The sequence below is a fragment of the Acholeplasma laidlawii genome, assembly GCF_015709225.1.
GTDB classification, from domain to species: domain Bacteria; phylum Bacillota_I; class Bacilli_A; order Acholeplasmatales; family Acholeplasmataceae; genus Acholeplasma; species Acholeplasma laidlawii_A.
In genome coordinates, this window is record NZ_JADNRS010000053.1 from 1 (window position 1) to 18,093 (window position 18,093).

17 protein-coding genes and 1 tRNA gene are annotated in these 18,093 nt (G+C 31.1%); 4 read left to right on the forward strand and 14 right to left on the reverse strand.

Annotated elements, in window-relative coordinates:
• Positions 1–354: 354 nt before the first annotated feature.
• The 4 genes from IY230_RS05685 to IY230_RS05700 are packed head-to-tail and all read right to left on the reverse strand — an operon-like array spanning position 355 to position 2,519.
• Positions 355–552: a helix-turn-helix domain-containing protein gene (locus tag IY230_RS05685; RefSeq protein ID WP_196370567.1), complete on the reverse strand. Its 198-nt coding sequence runs from the start codon at positions 550–552 to the stop codon at positions 355–357.
• Positions 549–1,292 (reverse strand): phage antirepressor KilAC domain-containing protein, encoded by a 744-nt coding sequence (locus IY230_RS05690; protein ID WP_196370569.1) that lies wholly within the window; start codon positions 1,290–1,292, stop codon positions 549–551. Before IY230_RS05690 ends, IY230_RS05685 begins: the two co-directional genes overlap by 4 nt.
• Positions 1,293–1,305: 13 nt before the next feature.
• Positions 1,306–2,214, reverse strand: coding sequence for a tyrosine-type recombinase/integrase (locus tag IY230_RS05695; protein WP_196370571.1), 909 nt, complete (start codon positions 2,212–2,214; stop codon positions 1,306–1,308).
• Between the two features lie 11 nt (positions 2,215–2,225).
• Entirely contained in the window at positions 2,226–2,519 is a 294-nt protein-coding gene (locus tag IY230_RS05700; protein ID WP_196370573.1) for a helix-turn-helix domain-containing protein, read from the reverse strand.
• A 225-nt stretch (positions 2,520–2,744) separates the two neighbouring features.
• Here IY230_RS05700 and IY230_RS05705 point away from each other — a divergent pair, with 225 nt between their 5' ends.
• From IY230_RS05705 to IY230_RS05720, 4 genes are all read left to right on the forward strand, one after another.
• Positions 2,745–3,320 carry a helix-turn-helix domain-containing protein gene (locus IY230_RS05705; RefSeq protein ID WP_196370575.1) on the forward strand — a complete coding sequence of 192 codons (576 nt, stop codon included), beginning with the start codon at positions 2,745–2,747 and terminating at the stop codon, positions 3,318–3,320.
• 183 nt (positions 3,321–3,503) lie between these two features.
• Entirely contained in the window at positions 3,504–3,641 is a 138-nt protein-coding gene (locus IY230_RS05710; RefSeq protein WP_196370577.1) for a hypothetical protein, read from the forward strand.
• 59 nt (positions 3,642–3,700) lie between these two features.
• Positions 3,701–5,404, forward strand: a complete 1,704-nt coding sequence (locus IY230_RS05715) for a recombinase family protein (protein WP_196370579.1) — start codon at positions 3,701–3,703, stop codon at positions 5,402–5,404.
• Positions 5,394–7,049 (forward strand): recombinase family protein, encoded by a 1,656-nt coding sequence (locus IY230_RS05720; RefSeq protein WP_196370581.1) that lies wholly within the window; start codon positions 5,394–5,396, stop codon positions 7,047–7,049. Before IY230_RS05715 ends, IY230_RS05720 begins: the two co-directional genes overlap by 11 nt.
• A 319-nt stretch (positions 7,050–7,368) precedes the next feature.
• Here IY230_RS05720 and IY230_RS05725 read toward each other — a convergent pair.
• From IY230_RS05725 to cdd, 10 genes are all read right to left on the reverse strand, one after another.
• Positions 7,369–7,445, reverse strand: a tRNA-Arg gene (locus IY230_RS05725).
• Positions 7,446–7,499: 54 nt separating this feature from the next.
• Positions 7,500–9,311, reverse strand: coding sequence for an ABC transporter ATP-binding protein (locus tag IY230_RS05730; protein ID WP_196370583.1), 1,812 nt, complete (start codon positions 9,309–9,311; stop codon positions 7,500–7,502).
• A complete protein-coding gene (locus IY230_RS05735) occupies positions 9,308–11,059 on the reverse strand; it encodes an ABC transporter ATP-binding protein (RefSeq protein ID WP_196370585.1) in 1,752 nt (583 codons plus the stop codon). The genes IY230_RS05730 and IY230_RS05735 overlap by 4 nt, the downstream gene beginning before the upstream one ends.
• A 76-nt stretch (positions 11,060–11,135) precedes the next feature.
• Positions 11,136–11,756, reverse strand: a complete 621-nt coding sequence (locus IY230_RS05740; RefSeq protein WP_196370587.1) for a tRNA (adenine(22)-N(1))-methyltransferase — start codon at positions 11,754–11,756, stop codon at positions 11,136–11,138.
• A complete protein-coding gene (rpoD, locus tag IY230_RS05745; RefSeq protein ID WP_196370589.1) occupies positions 11,753–13,012 on the reverse strand; it encodes an RNA polymerase sigma factor RpoD in 1,260 nt (419 codons plus the stop codon). The genes IY230_RS05740 and rpoD overlap by 4 nt, the downstream gene beginning before the upstream one ends.
• Positions 12,978–14,735 carry a DNA primase gene (gene dnaG / locus IY230_RS05750; RefSeq protein ID WP_196370591.1) on the reverse strand — a complete coding sequence of 586 codons (1,758 nt, stop codon included), beginning with the start codon at positions 14,733–14,735 and terminating at the stop codon, positions 12,978–12,980. The genes rpoD and dnaG overlap by 35 nt, the downstream gene beginning before the upstream one ends.
• A gap of 24 nt (positions 14,736–14,759) precedes the next feature.
• Positions 14,760–16,130 carry a glycine--tRNA ligase gene (locus IY230_RS05755; RefSeq protein ID WP_196370593.1) on the reverse strand — a complete coding sequence of 457 codons (1,371 nt, stop codon included), beginning with the start codon at positions 16,128–16,130 and terminating at the stop codon, positions 14,760–14,762.
• Positions 16,131–16,142: 12 nt separating this feature from the next.
• Complete coding sequence (gene recO, locus IY230_RS05760; protein WP_196370595.1) at positions 16,143–16,790, reverse strand: DNA repair protein RecO; 648 nt, start codon at positions 16,788–16,790, stop codon at positions 16,143–16,145.
• A 2-nt stretch (positions 16,791–16,792) separates the two neighbouring features.
• Positions 16,793–17,680 (reverse strand): GTPase Era, encoded by an 888-nt coding sequence (gene era, locus IY230_RS05765; protein WP_196370597.1) that lies wholly within the window; start codon positions 17,678–17,680, stop codon positions 16,793–16,795.
• Positions 17,680–18,072, reverse strand: a complete 393-nt coding sequence (gene cdd / locus IY230_RS05770; RefSeq protein WP_196370599.1) for a cytidine deaminase — start codon at positions 18,070–18,072, stop codon at positions 17,680–17,682. The genes era and cdd overlap by 1 nt, the downstream gene beginning before the upstream one ends.
• Between the last annotated feature and the right edge of the window lie 21 nt (positions 18,073–18,093).

Genomic DNA, 18,093 nt, shown 5'->3' on the forward strand with positions numbered 1-18,093 from the left:
TTGAACCAGTATATACCGGCATCTCTCCATATGAAAATTCCTCTACCTTTAGTACAGTTCCATCTTCATCTTTAAATGTTATTTCATATTTGTTTGTGGTTGTATTATTGCAGGCAACCAACACCAATGCAAAAATACTTAATATAATTAAGTTTAATATCCTTTTTCTTATTTTCATAATTTTTCCCCATTTCGTTATAAATAATAAAAATGTTATTTCTATAATAAAATTATAGCATTTTATTACCAAAAACTACAACATTATATTATTAATATAAAAAATTAATGTAATAGCTTGCATTGAATTTCTTATAGAAGTAGCCATTCACATACATTATCGCCCAATAAGTTTGATTATTTTATAGTTGAGTTATCAACTATGTTTTTAGATAGAAATTCATCAAAGAACTCTTTAGGAATTCTAAACTCTCTACCTATTCTTACAGCTTTGATTAAGCCTTTATCAATCCATTTGTGGATCGTTGTTCTTTTAACGTTTAGCATCTCCATTACATCTGTTACAGTGTAAATGATTTTTTTTGTGCCATTCATTTTCTACCAACTTTCTTTCTTATTAAATCTTCTATTAAGGTAATACCTTTTTTATAAACTAAGACTTTTGTAGCAATTACTTCTGTTGTTTTTACATTTGTAGTAACTGTCACTAAGCGAAAGTGAAGGCTATCAATGTATGATTGATGAGGTAGATTTCTTTCATTAAACACTCCGGATGTTCTAAGTATTTCAAGCATAGTAAGTAATGAAATATTTCGGTATTTAATCCTAGTTGGAACAAGTGTCAAATCAATTGGCCCTTTCTTTCCAAAGATACCATCATATAAATGTACCTTTTCCATATTTTCTTCTATCTTGACATTTTGAACGGATACAAGCGTTGACAACTCGTTTAACTTATTTAATATAAAACTCGCTGTATCCTTATTTTTTAAATCATCAACTGTATAGTTATTAAATGTTATTGACATCTTTTCTTTTACATCTAATAACCATTCATAAATCATATCTGCCTTCTCATCTTGACTTAGTGTTAAACATTCAGTTAACCCAATCTTATTAGTAAATAATGTTTTGGACTCACTATCTTTTTTGATTATAGGTATTTCATAGATATTCTTATTACCAATCTTAACTCTAGCTGTTTGAAGATTTATACTAAATAACTTACAAATATCTTTTAAGCAATATAAAAACTCTTTTCCCATCGTGGATGCAATTTTTATTTTCCCAAAATTTGCTTTTTTAACTTCTTTAACTTTAAAAGTGCTTTGCATAAATTATCTCCTGTTATTTCTTTGATTTAAAGAGTGCATCGCTTACCTTTTGATATGTATTAGATTTTAACTTTTCAACTAAATGTGCGTAAATTTGTGTAGTAGATACATCACTATGTCTTAGTGCTTCTTTTGTTTCTAGTAGTGATGCACCTTCAATTAATGCAGTTGTTGCAAATGTATGTCTTAAGCTATGAACCGAATATGCTTTAGAATCATAACCAATACTAATCAAAAGTTCTTTTACAGCACTCCTGATTACTTTAGTACTTAGTCTTCTACTCTGATTTTTTGAATGATGCGTCAAGAATAAAGCTTCATTCTCATCATTTCTTGCGATTAAGTAGTCTTGTATAATTTCATATACTTCATTTGATAGTTTGACAAATGCATCCTTTGAATCACGACCCTTCCCCATTATAAATAAGACATGGTCTCCATCGATAATATCTAGATCGAACACGTCTGCTCTTTCAATTTCAATTGATCTAAGTCCTGTAGTTAAAAGTAATGCGACTATGGCATAGTTACGCTTACCTAAGACATCTTTAGCTCTTTGTTTGGCTTTTTGAAGTAATCTTTTTGAATCTTCAATCGATAGGGCTTGTCTTTTAAATGTTGGTTGAATCTTCATCCCTCTTACTTCATATGTAATATCATCATAATAATTATTTAGTTTGCAGTATCTATAAAAGCCACGAAGCACAACTATGTGCTTTTGTACTGACGCTGAGCCAAGATTTTTTAAAAGATATTCTTTATATTTTAATACATCATTACGCCTTGGATTTGAAATTGCTAAGGTTGTAATGTAGTCATCATATTTATAGAGTATTCTTTTATAAGAGTCCTTTGTAATTTGCTTCCTATCCATATAATCGATATACTCATCAATCATGGTTTTCAGATCTCTTTGTTGCATTTAATCTTCCTTTAATATTTGATTTTTCGTTTGTCTTTTAAGAACAGTTTCCGTTCTTTTAGATATCTAACTTCGTTTTCTAGCATTTCTTTTGCATCGACATCTAAGCAAGCAATTATCTTTGCAAATAATAATACGGTTAATTTATTTCCCCTACTACCATTTTCTAAAGCGTAATAATAACCTTTGGTTACATCTAGTCTTCTAGATAACTCCTCACCTGATATGCCTTTTTTCATTCTTGCCATTGTTAGATAAACTCGTGGATAACTAGGTTCTTTATGTCTTGAATCTTTTATTGCCAACCTATCTACTCCCTTCTAAATTAAAAAGCCCTATCATTAAAGCCCCTTAATTGTATATAATATCGAACTTTAAATAAATGACTTTAGTAATCATTGTTAGGCAAGCAACAAATAGTAGCAATTCTTACCATATTTTGCTATAATTACGCTATAATAATCATAAACAGAAAAATGCCCGCAACATTTTGAAGCAGGCAATAAAACTTAGTCTAAGGAGGTTCTGTTATGGAATTTAAAGAAATAGTCATGAAAAATTTACAATATTTAAGAAAACAAAAGAATTTATCCTCTGAAAAGGTAGCAAGTGTTTTAAATCTATCTAGACAAGCTTATTCAAACTATGAAAATGGCACTAGAGAAATTAGTGCCGAGTCACTAAAAATACTTGCTAGTTTTTATGGAACAACACTTGATTTAATTACCTCATCCAATTTAATTGATGCGGTGCAACCAGTAGTTAGTTTCCAGACTGTCACGAATATAGATGGTAATTTAGAATTCATTTCTCATCCAACAAATATAGCAAACATTAGTTCTACTTTTATTGTGGTTAAGCTTAGGGATAATTTAACTAAAGTGTTTGAAACCAACATGAGTCATGTGAATGATCATGAAATGTTATTTGAGTATCATCATAAGCTTTACATATCTAAAGTTCACTTCTTTGATAAAGGTGATGGCTTTTTCTATTATAATGATAAACCCATTTACTTTTCAAAGGAACAAAGTAAATCATTGATTTTTATTGGCATGCTACTTGCCAAAATAGAAAAGGAATACGATAATAATTATTTCTTTTAATTTGTACGCTGCTGGTCTATCTACAAATAGTTTTTAATTTAGTATAATAGCAAGTGAAATTGTTAAGGGTTGTATAAGGGACTTTTATATAGTCTTTTAAAAGAGCACGTAAAAACGGCTTTTATGTAGTTAATACATAAAGGTCGTTTTTTATTTTGATACATCTTGAAAGAAAGGGTAAATATGCTAGATATTGAATGTATTTATATTAAACATATATTAAATGAATTATATAAAAATGATTTGATTTCATTTGAAGAATGGCAAAATGCTACTAACTACTTAGTATCAAACAAACATCATAACAAAGCCATTTTATAACTTGCTATAAGGTTGAAGTAATTGTAATATGCTACTAAATAAAAAGGAGGTATAAACCGATGAATAATAGAGTAAAGAAAATTAAAGTTATAGAGGCAATAAACCCTTTTGTTGTATCCTTTGATAATCCAGAAGCTAGAAAGTTAAGAGTATGTGCTTATGCTAGAGTTTCAACAGATGAAGAGGATCAAGCAAATAGCTTTGAAAATCAAATTGAGGCTTACCAAACCCTAATAAATAATAATGAAGCATGGGAGTTTTCTGGTATGTATGCAGATAGGGGCATAACAGGAACTCAAATGAAAAGGCGTGAACAATTCATGCAAATGATAAGTGATGCTAAAAACGGCAAAATTGATTTAATATTAACTAAATCGATATCAAGATTTGGCAGAAACACCGTTGAAGTATTGCAAACAGTTAGAGAGCTTCGTGAATTAGGAGTTGAAATCTTCTTTGAAAAAGAAAACCTTAATTCAAGTGATACAAAACTTGATTTTGTTCTAACAATAATGAGCAGTGTAGCTCAAGAAGAATCTAGAAGTATATCAGAAAATATTAGGTGGAGTGTTACAAAAAGGTTTAAAGAAGGCAAAATTATTTTAAATACCAAAAACTTCTTAGGTTACACAAAAGATGAAAAAGGTAATCTAGTGATTATTCCAGAGGAAGCAAAGATTATTGAAACTATTTTTGACCTATACTTAAAAGGGCATTCTGCCTATGATATATCAAAAATATTAATGAAAGAAAAAATTAAAACTGCTACCGGTAAAGATAAGTGGCAGACTTCTGCTGTTTTAAGGATACTACAAAATGAAAAGTATGCTGGAGATGCCATCTTGCAAAAGACCTATACAGTTGATTACCTAACTCATAAAAGTGTCCCTAATGATAATATCGTTGATAAATATTATGTAGAGAATTCTCATCCAGGCATCATAAGTAAAGAAGATTTCAATATGGTTCAAGAAATGATTAAAAAAGAAACTGAAGATACTATTAATACACCAAAGAATTCAAAATATCCACTAACCAACTTAGTTTATTGCTCTACTTGTAAAAGACCAATGAAACGACATGTCCACAATCATAATCGTAAAAGTGAAAAGATTGTTCTAAACTGCAATCATGCACCTAAAAATCCAAATATTAAATGTGTAGAAAAACCAATCGATAACGAACTTATAATGTCTGTATTAAATGACGTAATATCCGGCTTTATTTCAAAGGATAGAGCTCATGCTAAAGTTATTAAGACTTTAAAAGAAAACCCAAACAGGGCCGAATTAAGCGCCAAATTAAAGGAGTTAACCAAGGACAACGAATATATTATGACCGAATTGGATAGCTTTGTAAATGAAAACCTAGCACTGGCCAAAGAGGACCCTAAGAGTTTTAACATGACTTATTCTAAATACAAAGACAAAATAGAAAAAAACAACCTTGATATATCAAGGATAAACTTAGAAATATCTAATAGTATAATTAGTGAATCCCGTAAAGAGATTATTAATAACTTCATTAAGAATAATTCATCCATTGCTGAAGGAATTTTGATAAGAGCTGTTTTTAAATTAATTATAGTTACTCCAACTAATGATCTAGTAATTATTCTAAATGATAATAAGTATAGCCCAAGTGAAATTATTAATGATTTTACAATACTCAATGATACTGAATGCTTAATTGATAAGACACTATACGATAAAGACTTAAATAAAAATATTAGTTATAAGGTGGTGCAATTAAATGACCAATAGAGATATAGTTAAAATAGCTGCTAATGATACTTGCCTAATTAATATAGATGGTTCACTTAAAAAACAAAAAGTGGCAGTTTATGCTAGAGTTTCAACCATGAAGGATCTACAAAAAACTTCATTTGAATTACAAGTATCAACTTATTATAAACAGGTTACTTCCAATCCGTTATGGGAGTTCGCTGGTGTATTTGCAGATTATGGAAAAAGCGGAACTAATATCACCCAAAGAACTGAGTTCAATAAAATGGTTGAACTTGCTAGACTTGGTGAAATAGATATCATTCTTACCAAATCAATATCAAGGTTTACCAGAGATACTATAAGTGGTTTAAAGGCTATTCAAGAACTAAGAAAACTAGGCGTTGAGGTTCGATTTGAAAAGGAAAACATTACAACCAATGATACATCTTTTGACTTCTTCTTAACTATATTCACATCTGTCGCCGAAGAGGAATCCAAAATTAATAGTTCCAATGTCTTATGGACATATAAAAAGAAAATGGAAAATGGTGGAAACACAACACCTAGAATCTACGGTTATACATTTGATAAAGAAGGTAACTTTATAATTAACCCTAAACAAGGACCAGCTGTAAAATTAATCTTTGATTTATACATCGAAGGTAAGACACTAAATGAAATAATTGAGACACTGCATAAAGAGGGATTTAAAACTTTAAATGGTAAAGATAGATTTTCTATTGGTACACTTAATGGTATCTTAAGAAATGAAAAGTATGCCGGTGATATGTTACTTCAAAAAACAACCGTAAGTAAAATTGGATCAAGAGACTCGAAACCAAATTTAACTAAACCAAAATATTATGTTTCAGATAATCATGAACCCATTGTATCTAAAGAAACATTTAATGCAGTTCAAGAGATAATAAAAAATAGAGCGAACAGATTTTATACACCACCCAAAGTGAAAACAGACTTTGAATACGCTAATTATGTTTATTCTATAATCGGAGAGAAGTTTTACAAGAGTAAAATCAATCACCGTAATACCAAGCATGAGATTAAACTACTTGAAGTGCTTGATAATAATAGAAATAGAGTACTAGATGCTAAAAACATCTACTATGCACAAATTGATAAATTATTAGATGAAGGTGCAAATGCATTACTTAAGTCCAAATTTATCAAAGATGAGATAAATGATTTATTAGAAAAGACAATCAAAGCATCTGGTGTAGATGATAAGATTAATGAATTAACCTTAGAAGCTGAATCATTAAGCAATGAGCTATCTAATCTAAATAGTCTAAAGATAGATACTTCTGCTAGAAATCAAATCAAAGAAAAAATCAAGGTTGAGCTGAGTGAAGTAAATGAGCAGTTTCTAACTTTAAGATATAAAAAATTAATGAACTATACATATAAAAAAAACATCCCCTTATTCATGAGAAAGCTTAAGGATCTCAAAAACAAAAGGGATGTTGATTTAAAAGAAATATTTAATTTTGTAATAGCAGTCGATAGAGATAATCTTATTTTATGCATTCATTTATCAAATAGAAACATAAATGAAATCGACTTAAATGGTGAAATAGATAATATACCTTTTAAATCTGGAAACTTTAAATTCATTCAAACAAGGCTTCAAATAGAGGTTAACTGGACAATTATCATCATATAACTCGAATAGCCTTTATACTTGTTTTCAAAAAAGGCACGAAATCTCGAATAGCCTTTAAACATCTCGGGTTAAAAAGTCATAAAATCTCGAATAGCCTTTAATCAACCTACCTAAAAATAGACTGAAATCTCGAATAGCCTTTAATCAACCCTAGTATTTTAGGATTAAAATCAATAATAAAAACATCATTTCATTCAAAAATATTAATTTATATAGAAAAACACCATATCGCTTCAACACTACTTCAAACATACTTCAACAATACTTAAAAGATATAAAAAAATGCTACCCATTACGGTAGCATTAATAAATATCAAAATGGCGTCCGAAGAGGGATTCGAACCCCCGACCGATAGCTTAGAAGGCTATTGCTCTATCCAGCTGAGCTATTCGGACACACTTATTCAGCAATGACTATTATAACCTATTCACTGCTGAATGTAAAGCCTTTTATGACTCAAATTGTGAATTATATAATTGAGCGTAAAAACCGTCTTTTTTTATAAGTTCTTCATGATTTCCCTGTTCAATTATGTTACCATTTTTTACCACAAAAATAATATCCGCGTTACGAATCGTCGATAATCTGTGTGCAATAACAAACGCAGTTCTCCCCTTCATAAGATGATCCATTGCCTTTTGAATTAGAACTTCAGTTCGAGTATCAACAGATGAGGTTGCCTCATCTAAGATAAGCATTGGTTTATCTGCTAACATTGCTCTTGAGATGGTTATGAGTTGACGTTGGCCTTGACTGATATTTAATCCATCTTCTGATAATCTAAAATTATAATTATCTGCCAAAGAATGAATAAAATGATCTGTTTGTGCAGCCTTTGCAGCTTGTTCAACAGCTTCAAATGTTGCATCTTCATTACCATACTTAATGTTATCTAGTACAGTACCTTCAAATATCCATGAATCTTGCAAAACCATTCCAAAATAACTTCTAACTTCTTCTCGTTTCATGTCTTTAATATCTACACCATCAATTAAGATGGAACCACTATCTATCTCATAAAAACGCATCAGAAGATTAACAAGTGTAGTTTTACCAGCACCAGTAGGTCCTACAATTGCAACCATTTGACCTGGCTTTATTTCTGCAGATAAACCTTGTATTACAGGAGTATCTTCTACATACCTAAAATGAACATTTTTAAATTCAACGTGACCCTTTACTTTAGTTAAAACATTAGGTTTATCAGATTCGTCTGGTTCTGAAGTTGCATCCATCATAAAGAAAATACGTTCTGCTGATGCAGCTGTTTGTTGTAATACGGATGCAGTTTGACCGATTGATTGAATAGGCATCGATACCTGTCTAGAATACATGATAAATGTCATAATAAACCCAACTTCGAAAGAAGGGTCTGTGATAAGTAAATAACCTCCAATAATTGCTATAGCAATAAATGAAAGATTTGTAAAGAAAAATTGAATAGGAATCATAATAGATGATACAAATTGTGATTTCCATGAGGTTTCAAAAATTCGATCATTAATTTCATCAAACTCATGCTTAGCTTGAGTTTGGTGATTAAATACTTTAACAACTAAATGACCATGGTAGATTTCTTCAATATGTCCATTCATATCTCCTGTATTTTTAGCTGCTTGTCTAAAGTACTTTTGAGATAGTTTGACAAACTTAGATGCTACAAATAAAGATAATATAACTGCTACAGTTGTAATAACTGCTAAATCCCAACGCATGATATACATAATAATTAAAATACTTATAACAAGTGTAAAGGATCTAAATATTTCTGAAATACTTTGAGTAAGTGTTTGGTTAATAATATCCACATCATTTGTTACTCTGGATAACACATCACCAGTTTTATGTTTATCAAAAAAGTTTAGTGGTAATGTATTAATTTTATCGGCTAAATCTGCACGCATCTTATATGTTAGACGCTGTGTCACACCAATTAACATGTATCCTTGTGTTAAACCAAAAACAAATGATAAAGATGCTGTGAGTATAAGACCAATAAGTACTTCATTAAAATTAAGTGATATTCCAAATAAATCGATGATGCCTTGAGCATCTGTACCAGACCAAATTAATTCAATTGAAGTTAATAATTTACCCGATAAAATCGGAGTAAATACTGTAATTAATGCTGTAATAACTGAAAATAAAGCTGCAGATAATACTATCCACTTATCTTTACTCAAATATTTTAATAAACGCCCTAAAGTACCCCAAAAGTCATTGGCTTTAACGGGTTCATGTGCACTATGTCTTCTATTCATCGTGAAAGCTCCTCCTGACTTAATTGAGATTCGGCAATTTCAAGATATACCTTCGAAGTTTTAATTAACTCCTCATGTGTTCCCATTCCAACTATTTTACCTTTATCAAGTACTACAATCTTATCAGCATTTTTAATACTATTAATACGTTGCGCGACGATGATAATGGTTGCATCTACATGCTTTTTAAGTGCATTTCTTAAATTAATGTCTGTTTTATAATCAAGTGCAGAAAAAGAATCATCAAATATATAAATTTGGGGCTCTTTTGCTAGTGCTCTAGCAATCGATAATCTTTGGCGTTGGCCACCACTAACATTGGTTCCACCTTGAGTAATTGGTGCATCATATTTACCATCCATTTGATCAATGAAATTAGATGCTTGAGCAATTTCAGCCGACTTTTTAACAACATCCATGTTGATCTCTTCTTGACCAAAAGAAATATTTGATGCAATGGTACCTTTAAATAAATTACCTTTTTGAGGTACATAACCAATATATTTTAAGAATTCATTTTGATTAAAGGTCTTTATATCTTTACCATCTAATAAAATACGTCCTTCAGTAGGATCATAAAATCTAGGAATTAAATTGATTAAGGTAGATTTACCACTACCTGTTGAACCAATAAATGCGGTCACTTGACCTGGATTTGCAGTAAGTGAGATATGACTTAATACTGGTTCATCAGCTCCAGGATATTGAAAACTAACATTTTCAAATTCAATTTCACCTAATACATTATCTATCTGATCTGGATTCACTGGATCTTTAATTAAAACATCTGAATCTATGACATCCATGATACGTCTTGCTGATATTGCAGCACGTGGAATCATTGTTAAAATCATTGTAATAAACATAAAGTTCATGAGTGCTTGTGATGCATACTGTACAATAGCGGATATATCGCCCGGTTCAAATGCTGAACCTTGGCTAATCACTCCATTAGATACTGCAACATAATATAACATTGCAGTCGTTAATTGCATCAAAAGTCCTAAAACCGGCCAAATTGTATTGAAAATACGTTGTACAAATATGTTTCTTTTCATTGAATCTCTGGCTACGTCTTTTGATTTTTGCGCTTGTAGTTTTTGTGTATTATAAGCACGTACGACACGTAATCCACTCAAGTTTTCACGTGTAACTAAGTTCATTTTATCAATTAGTCTTTGAATAATTTTAAATTTAGGCATTACAACTAATAAAAGTATTGTTAAGAATAATATAATAACTGCAACCGATATAAATAAGAATACGGTTAAATTCGGACTTAACACAAACGCCATGATAATCCCGCCCAGTGCCATAATGGGCGCCATAATCACACTACGCATGAGCTGTGCTAGCATCATTTGTAGTGATTGAATATCATTAGTTGTACGAGTAATTAGTGATGAGGTTGTAAACCTATCCATCTCATTTAAAGAAAATGTTTGAACCTTACTATATAAAGCATTTCTCAAATCTCTACCATATGCACTAGATACTCTGGATTCTAGGTAGCCAGAAAATAAAATAGCTACAATCCCAATGATCGTTGATCCTAACATTAAAAGACCATTGGTCATTAGACTTTGGTATTTTTCTGTTTCAGTTAAGCTAGAACTTGTAATATCATTAATTAGTTCACCCAAAAGTGCAGGTAGTGCTAAAGTCATAACTGCTCTTAAAGCTACTAATATAAAGATTAATATGACCCATCCAAAATAGGGTTTTAAAAATCGAAAAGATTTAATCATAAATTATGCATCTACTTTCTATATGTCTTGAAGAACATTATACCAAAAATCTATAAGGTTATACCTTATAAGACTTTTATTTTATAACGTTAGAAAAAAGTTGTAGTGTTTTTTCAATCTCAACTAACTTTTCACCCTTAGCTTTTTTCGATAAATCTAAATAATGGTTGTATTTATGCTTAAAATAAGCCTGTGCTTCCTTTTTTGTTTTAAGTTTAGGTCCTAGGTATATGTCTTCTTCAGTTAACGACATATTACCTTTAACAACCTTTAAGAAGACGTAGTAAAAACCATCAAAAATTACATACTCATCTACAATAATAAATCCGTTATGACTTAACCAATTTCGAAGCACCTCAATTTTTTCATTGGCGCCTAGAATATAGGTTTTGTCCTCTAAGTGCATAACTTCTTTTAGTATATCGATAATTAAATGTGGACCCATACCGGTTATCACAGCAAGATTATAGTCTTTATCTACACTTTTAAATCCGTCAGATAAATAAAACCTAACAGGATAACCTGCTAGATTTTTTTTTGCGTGATTAAGTGGACCCTTATTAATATCAGAGGCTACTGCATGTTTTATATATTTATGATCTAGAGCATACTTTAAGACAAGACCATGGTCACTACCTATATCAATAACAGTTTCATAACCTTTTGTAAGCTCACCAATAAATGCTATACGATTCATTTTCTTGTAATATAAAATTCTTTTAATTTATTTTGACGTTGAGGACTACGTAATTTTCTTAATGCTTTAGCTTCAATTTGACGAATACGTTCACGTGTAACACCAAACTCACGCCCTACTTCTTCAAGTGTGTGTGTTTTACCATCTAGTAGCCCATAACGTAATCTTAGGACCTTTTCTTCTCTATCAGTTAATGTTTCTAAAACTTCATCTAAGGTTTTCTTAACCATTTCTTGCATCATATAATCATGAGGATTTAATGCATTTGGATCGCTAATAAAATCCCCTAATGAAGAATCTTCTTCTTCACCAACTGGTGCTTCAAGTGAGATTGGTTCTTTTGCAATTCTTTGGATGTTTTGAACTTTTTCAGGCGTGATGTCCATCTTTTCAGCGATTTCTTCAATCGTTGCATCCCGTCCTAATTCTTGAACTAATTGACGTTGAATACGAATCATTTTATTAATTGTTTCAACCATATGTACAGGAATACGGATTGTTCTTGCCTGATCGGCAACTGCTCTAGTAATCGCTTGGCGAATCCACCAAGTAGCGTATGTTGAGAATTTAAATCCTTTTTCATAATCAAATTTATCCACAGCACGCATAAGACCCATATTACCTTCTTGAATAAGGTCTAGAAATAGTAAACCACGTTGTGTATATTTTTTAGCAATACTTACAACTAAACGGTAGTTAGCTTCAACTAATTTTTCTTTAGCATAATGACCTTTTCTAATTGTATCTTCTAATGATTGCACATCTTCATCAGATAAATCTACTTCACCATTTCTTACTGCCTCAAGTTGTTCTAAAGCTACACGACCTTGGTATACCATGATTGCATATTTTCTTTCATCATCAATATTTAGTAATGGAATTTGACCAATTTCTTTTAAGTACATACGTACAGGATCATCCACTTTAATACTTGAAGGAATCGTGTCAATGTTTAATAGTTCTTCTTCTTCAACTTCCTCAACTTCTAAACTAGATAGTGAAAACTCGTCCGGTTCATCTTCAACTTCTAATTCCACTTCAATGTCTTCATCATCAAAAAGGGGATTTTCTTGAACATCAACCTCTTCTTCTTCATCATCCAGTAATACATCAATTTCTAAATCTGATAATTCTTTTTCTATTTCATAATATTCAGGGGAATTTAAATCAGCAAACTCAATTAAATCGGATTGCACCAGTGATTTTTTCTTACCTGCTTTTTTAACTAATTTTTTTATTATATCTTTTTGACTCATTTGTTTTTACCTGCTTTCTGAGTTCATCGATCGCTTTTAATGTGCGATTCATCTCAACATCGTCTGTTATAGATTCAGTTTTCTTTATTAAGGTTTGAATTTCTAATTGCTTTTTGTAAAGATCAAAATGCTTTAACATCTCATGTAACGTGTTGTCATTTTGAATTAGTAAATTGTTACAATAATCTGTCGTTTTGCAATATGCATCAACTAATTCTAGTTCTTTTGTATAACCCATTTTAAATGCTTCTAGATTCAATGTAGTATCTGAATTTATCTCATAATAATTCAATAAATCTCTATAAAGTTCACGTTTTTTAGGGTCTGTAATATCTGTTAGTAAGATACTCTCTCTTATCTTATCTAGATATGTACGTTGCTTAAGTAAGTCCATAATAATGATATCAATAGAACGTTCAGCACGGCTTACTACTGTCCTATCAATTGGTTTTTGTTTGATTGGAAGTGATGAAGTGTGCTCATTAATAAGTAGTTGTATGCCTAACTCATCAAATGATCTACGTTCGTATAAATCAATAATTGTTGGATCACTTCCAACTAACAACTGTTTCATTTCTTGTTTAAACTTTGTAATATCATCCGACTTTTTAAAGTCTTTATCTTTTTGATAATATATATATCCAAATTGGAATGGGTCAAGAAGTTTATTAAACAGTGCTTGATATTTATCTACACCATGTTTTAAAACAAAGTCATCAGGGTCCATTTTATTTGGTAAACTTAATATAGAAATACTTAATCCATGGCGTTTTAATATTGGTATTGCATGTAGTGTTGCTTTAATACCAGGATTATCACCATCATACGCAATCACTACATGATCTGTTATACGTCGAATCAGTTTTGCTTGATCACTTGTAATTGCAGTCCCCATAGTTGCAACACTTGCTTCAAAACCTGCTTTATAGGATGCAAAAACATCAAAGAACCCTTCATGCAAAATCACATGCTTTTGCTTAACTGCTGGTCGAATACTTTCAAAATAGTGATAGAGTGTTAACCCTTTTTTAAAGATCGGTGTTTCAGTCGAGTTAATGTATTTAGCTTTCTCGTTTTTATTTAAAGTTCTTCCTGAAAAGGCAATAATTTGACCATGTTCATCTTTAATCGGAAAAGTAATACGATTTCTAAATACATCATAATAGTGACCTTCTTCATTTTGTTTCACTAAACCTAAACTCATCATGTCACTAACGCTATGATTTTTAGATCTTAGCATTTTATATAAACTATCTATTTGATCTGGTGCATAACCTACTTCAAAGTGATGAATTAACTCATCACTTAACGCTCTATTTGTTAAATAGTCATAGGCTAATTTACCAGATTCAGAGTTCTTAAGTGCAAACTGATAAAAACTAGCAGCATCATTCATGACATCGTGTAAATGTTTAAACGGATTGTGCTGTTGTTTAGTTTCACCAAATTCAATGCCAAGTTCTTGGGCTAATTCCTTTGCAGCATCTACATTACTTATGTTTTTAATTTGAGCTAAGAATGTAATCGGTGCACCACCTTTTTTACAGCCAAAACAAAAAGCTATATTTTTTTCTGGTGTTACAGAAAATGAAGGTGTTTTTTCATCATGAAAAGGACAAAGTCCCATATAGTTTTTACCACGTTTGGTTAAATCTACATATTTAGAGACTAATGCAACGATATCTGTTTGTTCATTAATTTTTTGAAAGATATTATCTTGCATATGGATGTCCTTTCAGTTTACGAATTAAAATTTAGTTGCTTTTAAAATAAACGCTTCAATATCTTTAATTGCAATACGAGATTGTTCCATAGAATCACGGTGTCTAATTGTAACAGTATCATCATCCATTGTTTGATGATCTACTGTAATACAAAATGGCGTACCAATCGCGTCTTGACGACGATATCTTTTACCTATATTTTGTGTTTCATCATAAACAACATCTAGATTTTCACTTAGCATTTCATGAATTTCTCTAGCTTTATTACTATGTTCTTTACGTACAAGTGGTAAAATTGCTGCTTTATATGGTGCAAGTTTTGGATGAAGTTTTAAAACTTGTCTTACATCACCATTTTCTAATGTCTCTTCTTCTAAGCCATTTAATAAGAATACTAATAATAGTCTTTCAACACCAACAGATGGTTCTACAACATAAGGAATGTATCTTTCATTCGTTTCAGGATCTAAGTAAGACATATCTTCTTTACTTAAATCTTGATGGCTCTTAAGGTCAAAGTTTGTACGACTTGCAATACCCCATAATTCATCGTAACCCCATGGATATTTAAATTCAATATCTGTGGTAGCATTTGAATAGTGACTTAATGCTTCTTTAGCGTGTGGTTCAGCACGCAGATTTTCTTCTTTTACACCAAGAGATGTTAAGAATTTAAGCATTCTGTCTAACCAGTAATCAAACCACTGGATTTCAGTACCCGGTTTACAGAAAAACTCTAATTCCATTTGTTCAAATTCTCTCGTTCTAAATGTGAAGTTACCTGGTGTAATTTCATTTCTAAAACTCTTACCAATTTGAGCAACACCAAATGGCACCTTAAGGCGTTGTGCACGTTGAATATTTTTAAAGTTAATAAAGATGCCTTGAGCTGTTTCTGGGCGCAGATACACTTCATTTGCAGTTTCTTCCACCACCCCTTGGAAAGTTTTAAACATCATATTAAACTTTCTAATTGGTAACCAATCACTTGTTTTAGACACTGGGTCTTTAATTTTATGATCGATAATATATTGATACATTTTCTCATCACTCCAGCCATCTGGATTTTGAGTAGGATCATGCTCTAAAATTAATTTATCAGCACGATATCTTTGGTTCGATGTTTTATTTTCTATTAATGGATCTGAAAAACCACTTAAGTGACCACTAGCTTGCCATACTAATGGGTTTAATAGAATAGAAGAATCTAGTTGAACCACATTAGGCGCTTGACGGATAAACTTTTGTGTCCAAGCTTCTTTAATGTTTTTCTTTAATAATGAACCTAGTGGACCGTAATCCCAAGTATTTGCTAGCCCACCATAGATTTCAGAGCCTTGAAAGATGTAACCTGTTTGTTTTGCGTATTGTACTAAATACTCTAATGTAACCATATGACATACTCCTTATTTGCGCGTTAATTTGTGATCTGTATGGTATTCATAATACGCATACATAAATTCTTTTAATTCTCTATAATTTATTTCATCAATTGCATCTATTTTATCATATTCCAGATAAGTTAATCGAACTAATAATGTTGTTTGATGAACATCAATATTTGCAACATACGGTTCTTTTTCATAAACAATTGAAGCTGTTTTTATGTTGACACCTTTAACTCTTCTACCATCAGGTTTTAAAGATATTTGGTACCCCAGATAACTAAGTAGTTTAAATCCAAATGAAAGTATAGATTCTTTTGAAAAATGCAATAAAGCACCTTCTAATAATGTATAAATCGATTCATGATCATCATTGTCGGCAACAAACCCTATTAAATCAAATAAGATGCTTGCTTGAGTCATCAAATCAAAGTTTGATTTGATGTTTTGAAAATCATTTAAGGTTTTACCTTCAATGAGTGCATACATGTTTTTTTGGGGTACTTCTTTAAAATAAATAAGATTTAAATATTGTGCAACATTACGTATATTTGAAGTCATTTTTTGACTTCCTTTTGCTACTAATGTTATACGTCCAAGTTTCGTATATACAAATAATAACCTGTCATTTTCTAAATAACTTTGTTGTTTGTATACGATGCCTTCCATACTTATTTACCATAACCATAACGTGATACAGTAGTCGGGTCATTACGCCAATCTTTTTTAACCTTAACCCATAAAGAAAGATGTATCTTCATGTCAAAGATTTTATTAATTTCTTTTCTAGCTTCTGTACCAATACGTTTTAATTTTTCACCATTTTTACCGATTAAAATACCTTTTTGACTATCACGTTCTACAATGATTAAAGCATCAATATCCATCGTGTTAAGTTCTTCATTAAACTTAAATGATTCAAGCATAACAGCAACACTATGTGGTACTTCTTGTTCAGTATAGTATAAGATACGTTCTCTTATGATTTCCGTCATACGAGATTCATCAGTTTGGTCTGTGACATAATCATCTGGATAGTAATGTGGACCTTCAACTAAGTACTCAACTAATGTTTCTTTTAACTGTGTTAAATGGGTTTGGTCTTTCGCTGAAATAGGTACGATATGCTTAAATTCATGTACTTTTAAAAATGAAATAATAATTTTATCAATCTCTGCTTTGTTTTCTAATGTATCAATCTTATTGATTACTAAGATAACAGGTAAATGGCTATATTTGATGCGCTCTAGAATAACCTCATCAGTTCTTCTATATGTTTGATCAACAACCCACATAATGGCATCTGCATCCATTAATGCATCCGTTGCAGACTTATCCATAGATTTCCCTAAACCGTGATAAGGTTTATGCATGCCTGGTGTATCAATAAAAACAAATTGATTTTCACCCTCATTTAAAATACCTGTAATTCTAAAACGAGTAGTTTGAACCTTAGGTGATGTAATGGCTATTTTTTCGCCAATAAGTGCGTTGATTAATGTTGATTTACCAACATTAGGTTTGCCTATAATGGCAACAAATCCAGATTTTGATGCCATTAGACGCGGTCTTTATCTAAATCAAACCCGAAAGGTAATAATTCACTTACTGATGTTTCATAAATTTCTTCTTCTAAGTTTGCTAAATAGATTTTTGTATTTTTAGGAACAAGTTCACTCATGACTTGTCTGCATGCGCCACAAGGGGAGATTGGTCCCTTGGATCCACCAATAATTGTAATTTCTTTAATTTCTTTTGGATCATAACCTTGTGAGATTAATGAAAATAATGCATTTCTTTCAGCACAGGAAGTTAATCCAAAACTACTGTTTTCAATGTTTGCTCCGTGGATGATTGTGCCATCGTTTAAGACGATTGCTGCACCTACTTTAAATTTTGAGTATGGTACATAGGCTTTAAGTCTAGCTTGTTTTGCTGCTTCTAAGTTCATAAATTGGCCTTCTTTCTATTA

Excerpts from the sequence above, each read along its gene's own strand:
- IY230_RS05685 (WP_196370567.1), bottom strand. The coding sequence starts at position 552 with ATGAATGGCACAAAAAAAATCATTTACACTGTAACAGATGTAATGGAG.
- IY230_RS05690 (WP_196370569.1), bottom strand. The coding sequence starts at position 1,292 with ATGCAAAGCACTTTTAAAGTTAAAGAAGTTAAAAAAGCAAATTTTGGG.
- IY230_RS05695 (WP_196370571.1), bottom strand. The coding sequence starts at position 2,214 with ATGCAACAAAGAGATCTGAAAACCATGATTGATGAGTATATCGATTAT.
- IY230_RS05705 (WP_196370575.1), top strand. The coding sequence starts at position 2,745 with ATGGAATTTAAAGAAATAGTCATGAAAAATTTACAATATTTAAGAAAA.
- IY230_RS05710 (WP_196370577.1), top strand. The coding sequence starts at position 3,504 with ATGCTAGATATTGAATGTATTTATATTAAACATATATTAAATGAATTA.
- IY230_RS05715 (WP_196370579.1), top strand. The coding sequence starts at position 3,701 with ATGAATAATAGAGTAAAGAAAATTAAAGTTATAGAGGCAATAAACCCT.
- IY230_RS05720 (WP_196370581.1), top strand. The coding sequence starts at position 5,394 with ATGACCAATAGAGATATAGTTAAAATAGCTGCTAATGATACTTGCCTA.
- IY230_RS05730 (WP_196370583.1), bottom strand. The coding sequence starts at position 9,311 with ATGAATAGAAGACATAGTGCACATGAACCCGTTAAAGCCAATGACTTT.
- IY230_RS05735 (WP_196370585.1), bottom strand. The coding sequence starts at position 11,059 with ATGATTAAATCTTTTCGATTTTTAAAACCCTATTTTGGATGGGTCATA.
- IY230_RS05740 (WP_196370587.1), bottom strand. The coding sequence starts at position 11,756 with ATGAATCGTATAGCATTTATTGGTGAGCTTACAAAAGGTTATGAAACT.
- rpoD (WP_196370589.1), bottom strand. The coding sequence starts at position 13,012 with ATGAGTCAAAAAGATATAATAAAAAAATTAGTTAAAAAAGCAGGTAAG.
- dnaG (WP_196370591.1), bottom strand. The coding sequence starts at position 14,735 with ATGCAAGATAATATCTTTCAAAAAATTAATGAACAAACAGATATCGTT.
- IY230_RS05755 (WP_196370593.1), bottom strand. The coding sequence starts at position 16,130 with ATGGTTACATTAGAGTATTTAGTACAATACGCAAAACAAACAGGTTAC.
- recO (WP_196370595.1), bottom strand. The coding sequence starts at position 16,790 with ATGGAAGGCATCGTATACAAACAACAAAGTTATTTAGAAAATGACAGG.
- era (WP_196370597.1), bottom strand. The coding sequence starts at position 17,680 with ATGGCATCAAAATCTGGATTTGTTGCCATTATAGGCAAACCTAATGTT.
- cdd (WP_196370599.1), bottom strand. The coding sequence starts at position 18,072 with ATGAACTTAGAAGCAGCAAAACAAGCTAGACTTAAAGCCTATGTACCA.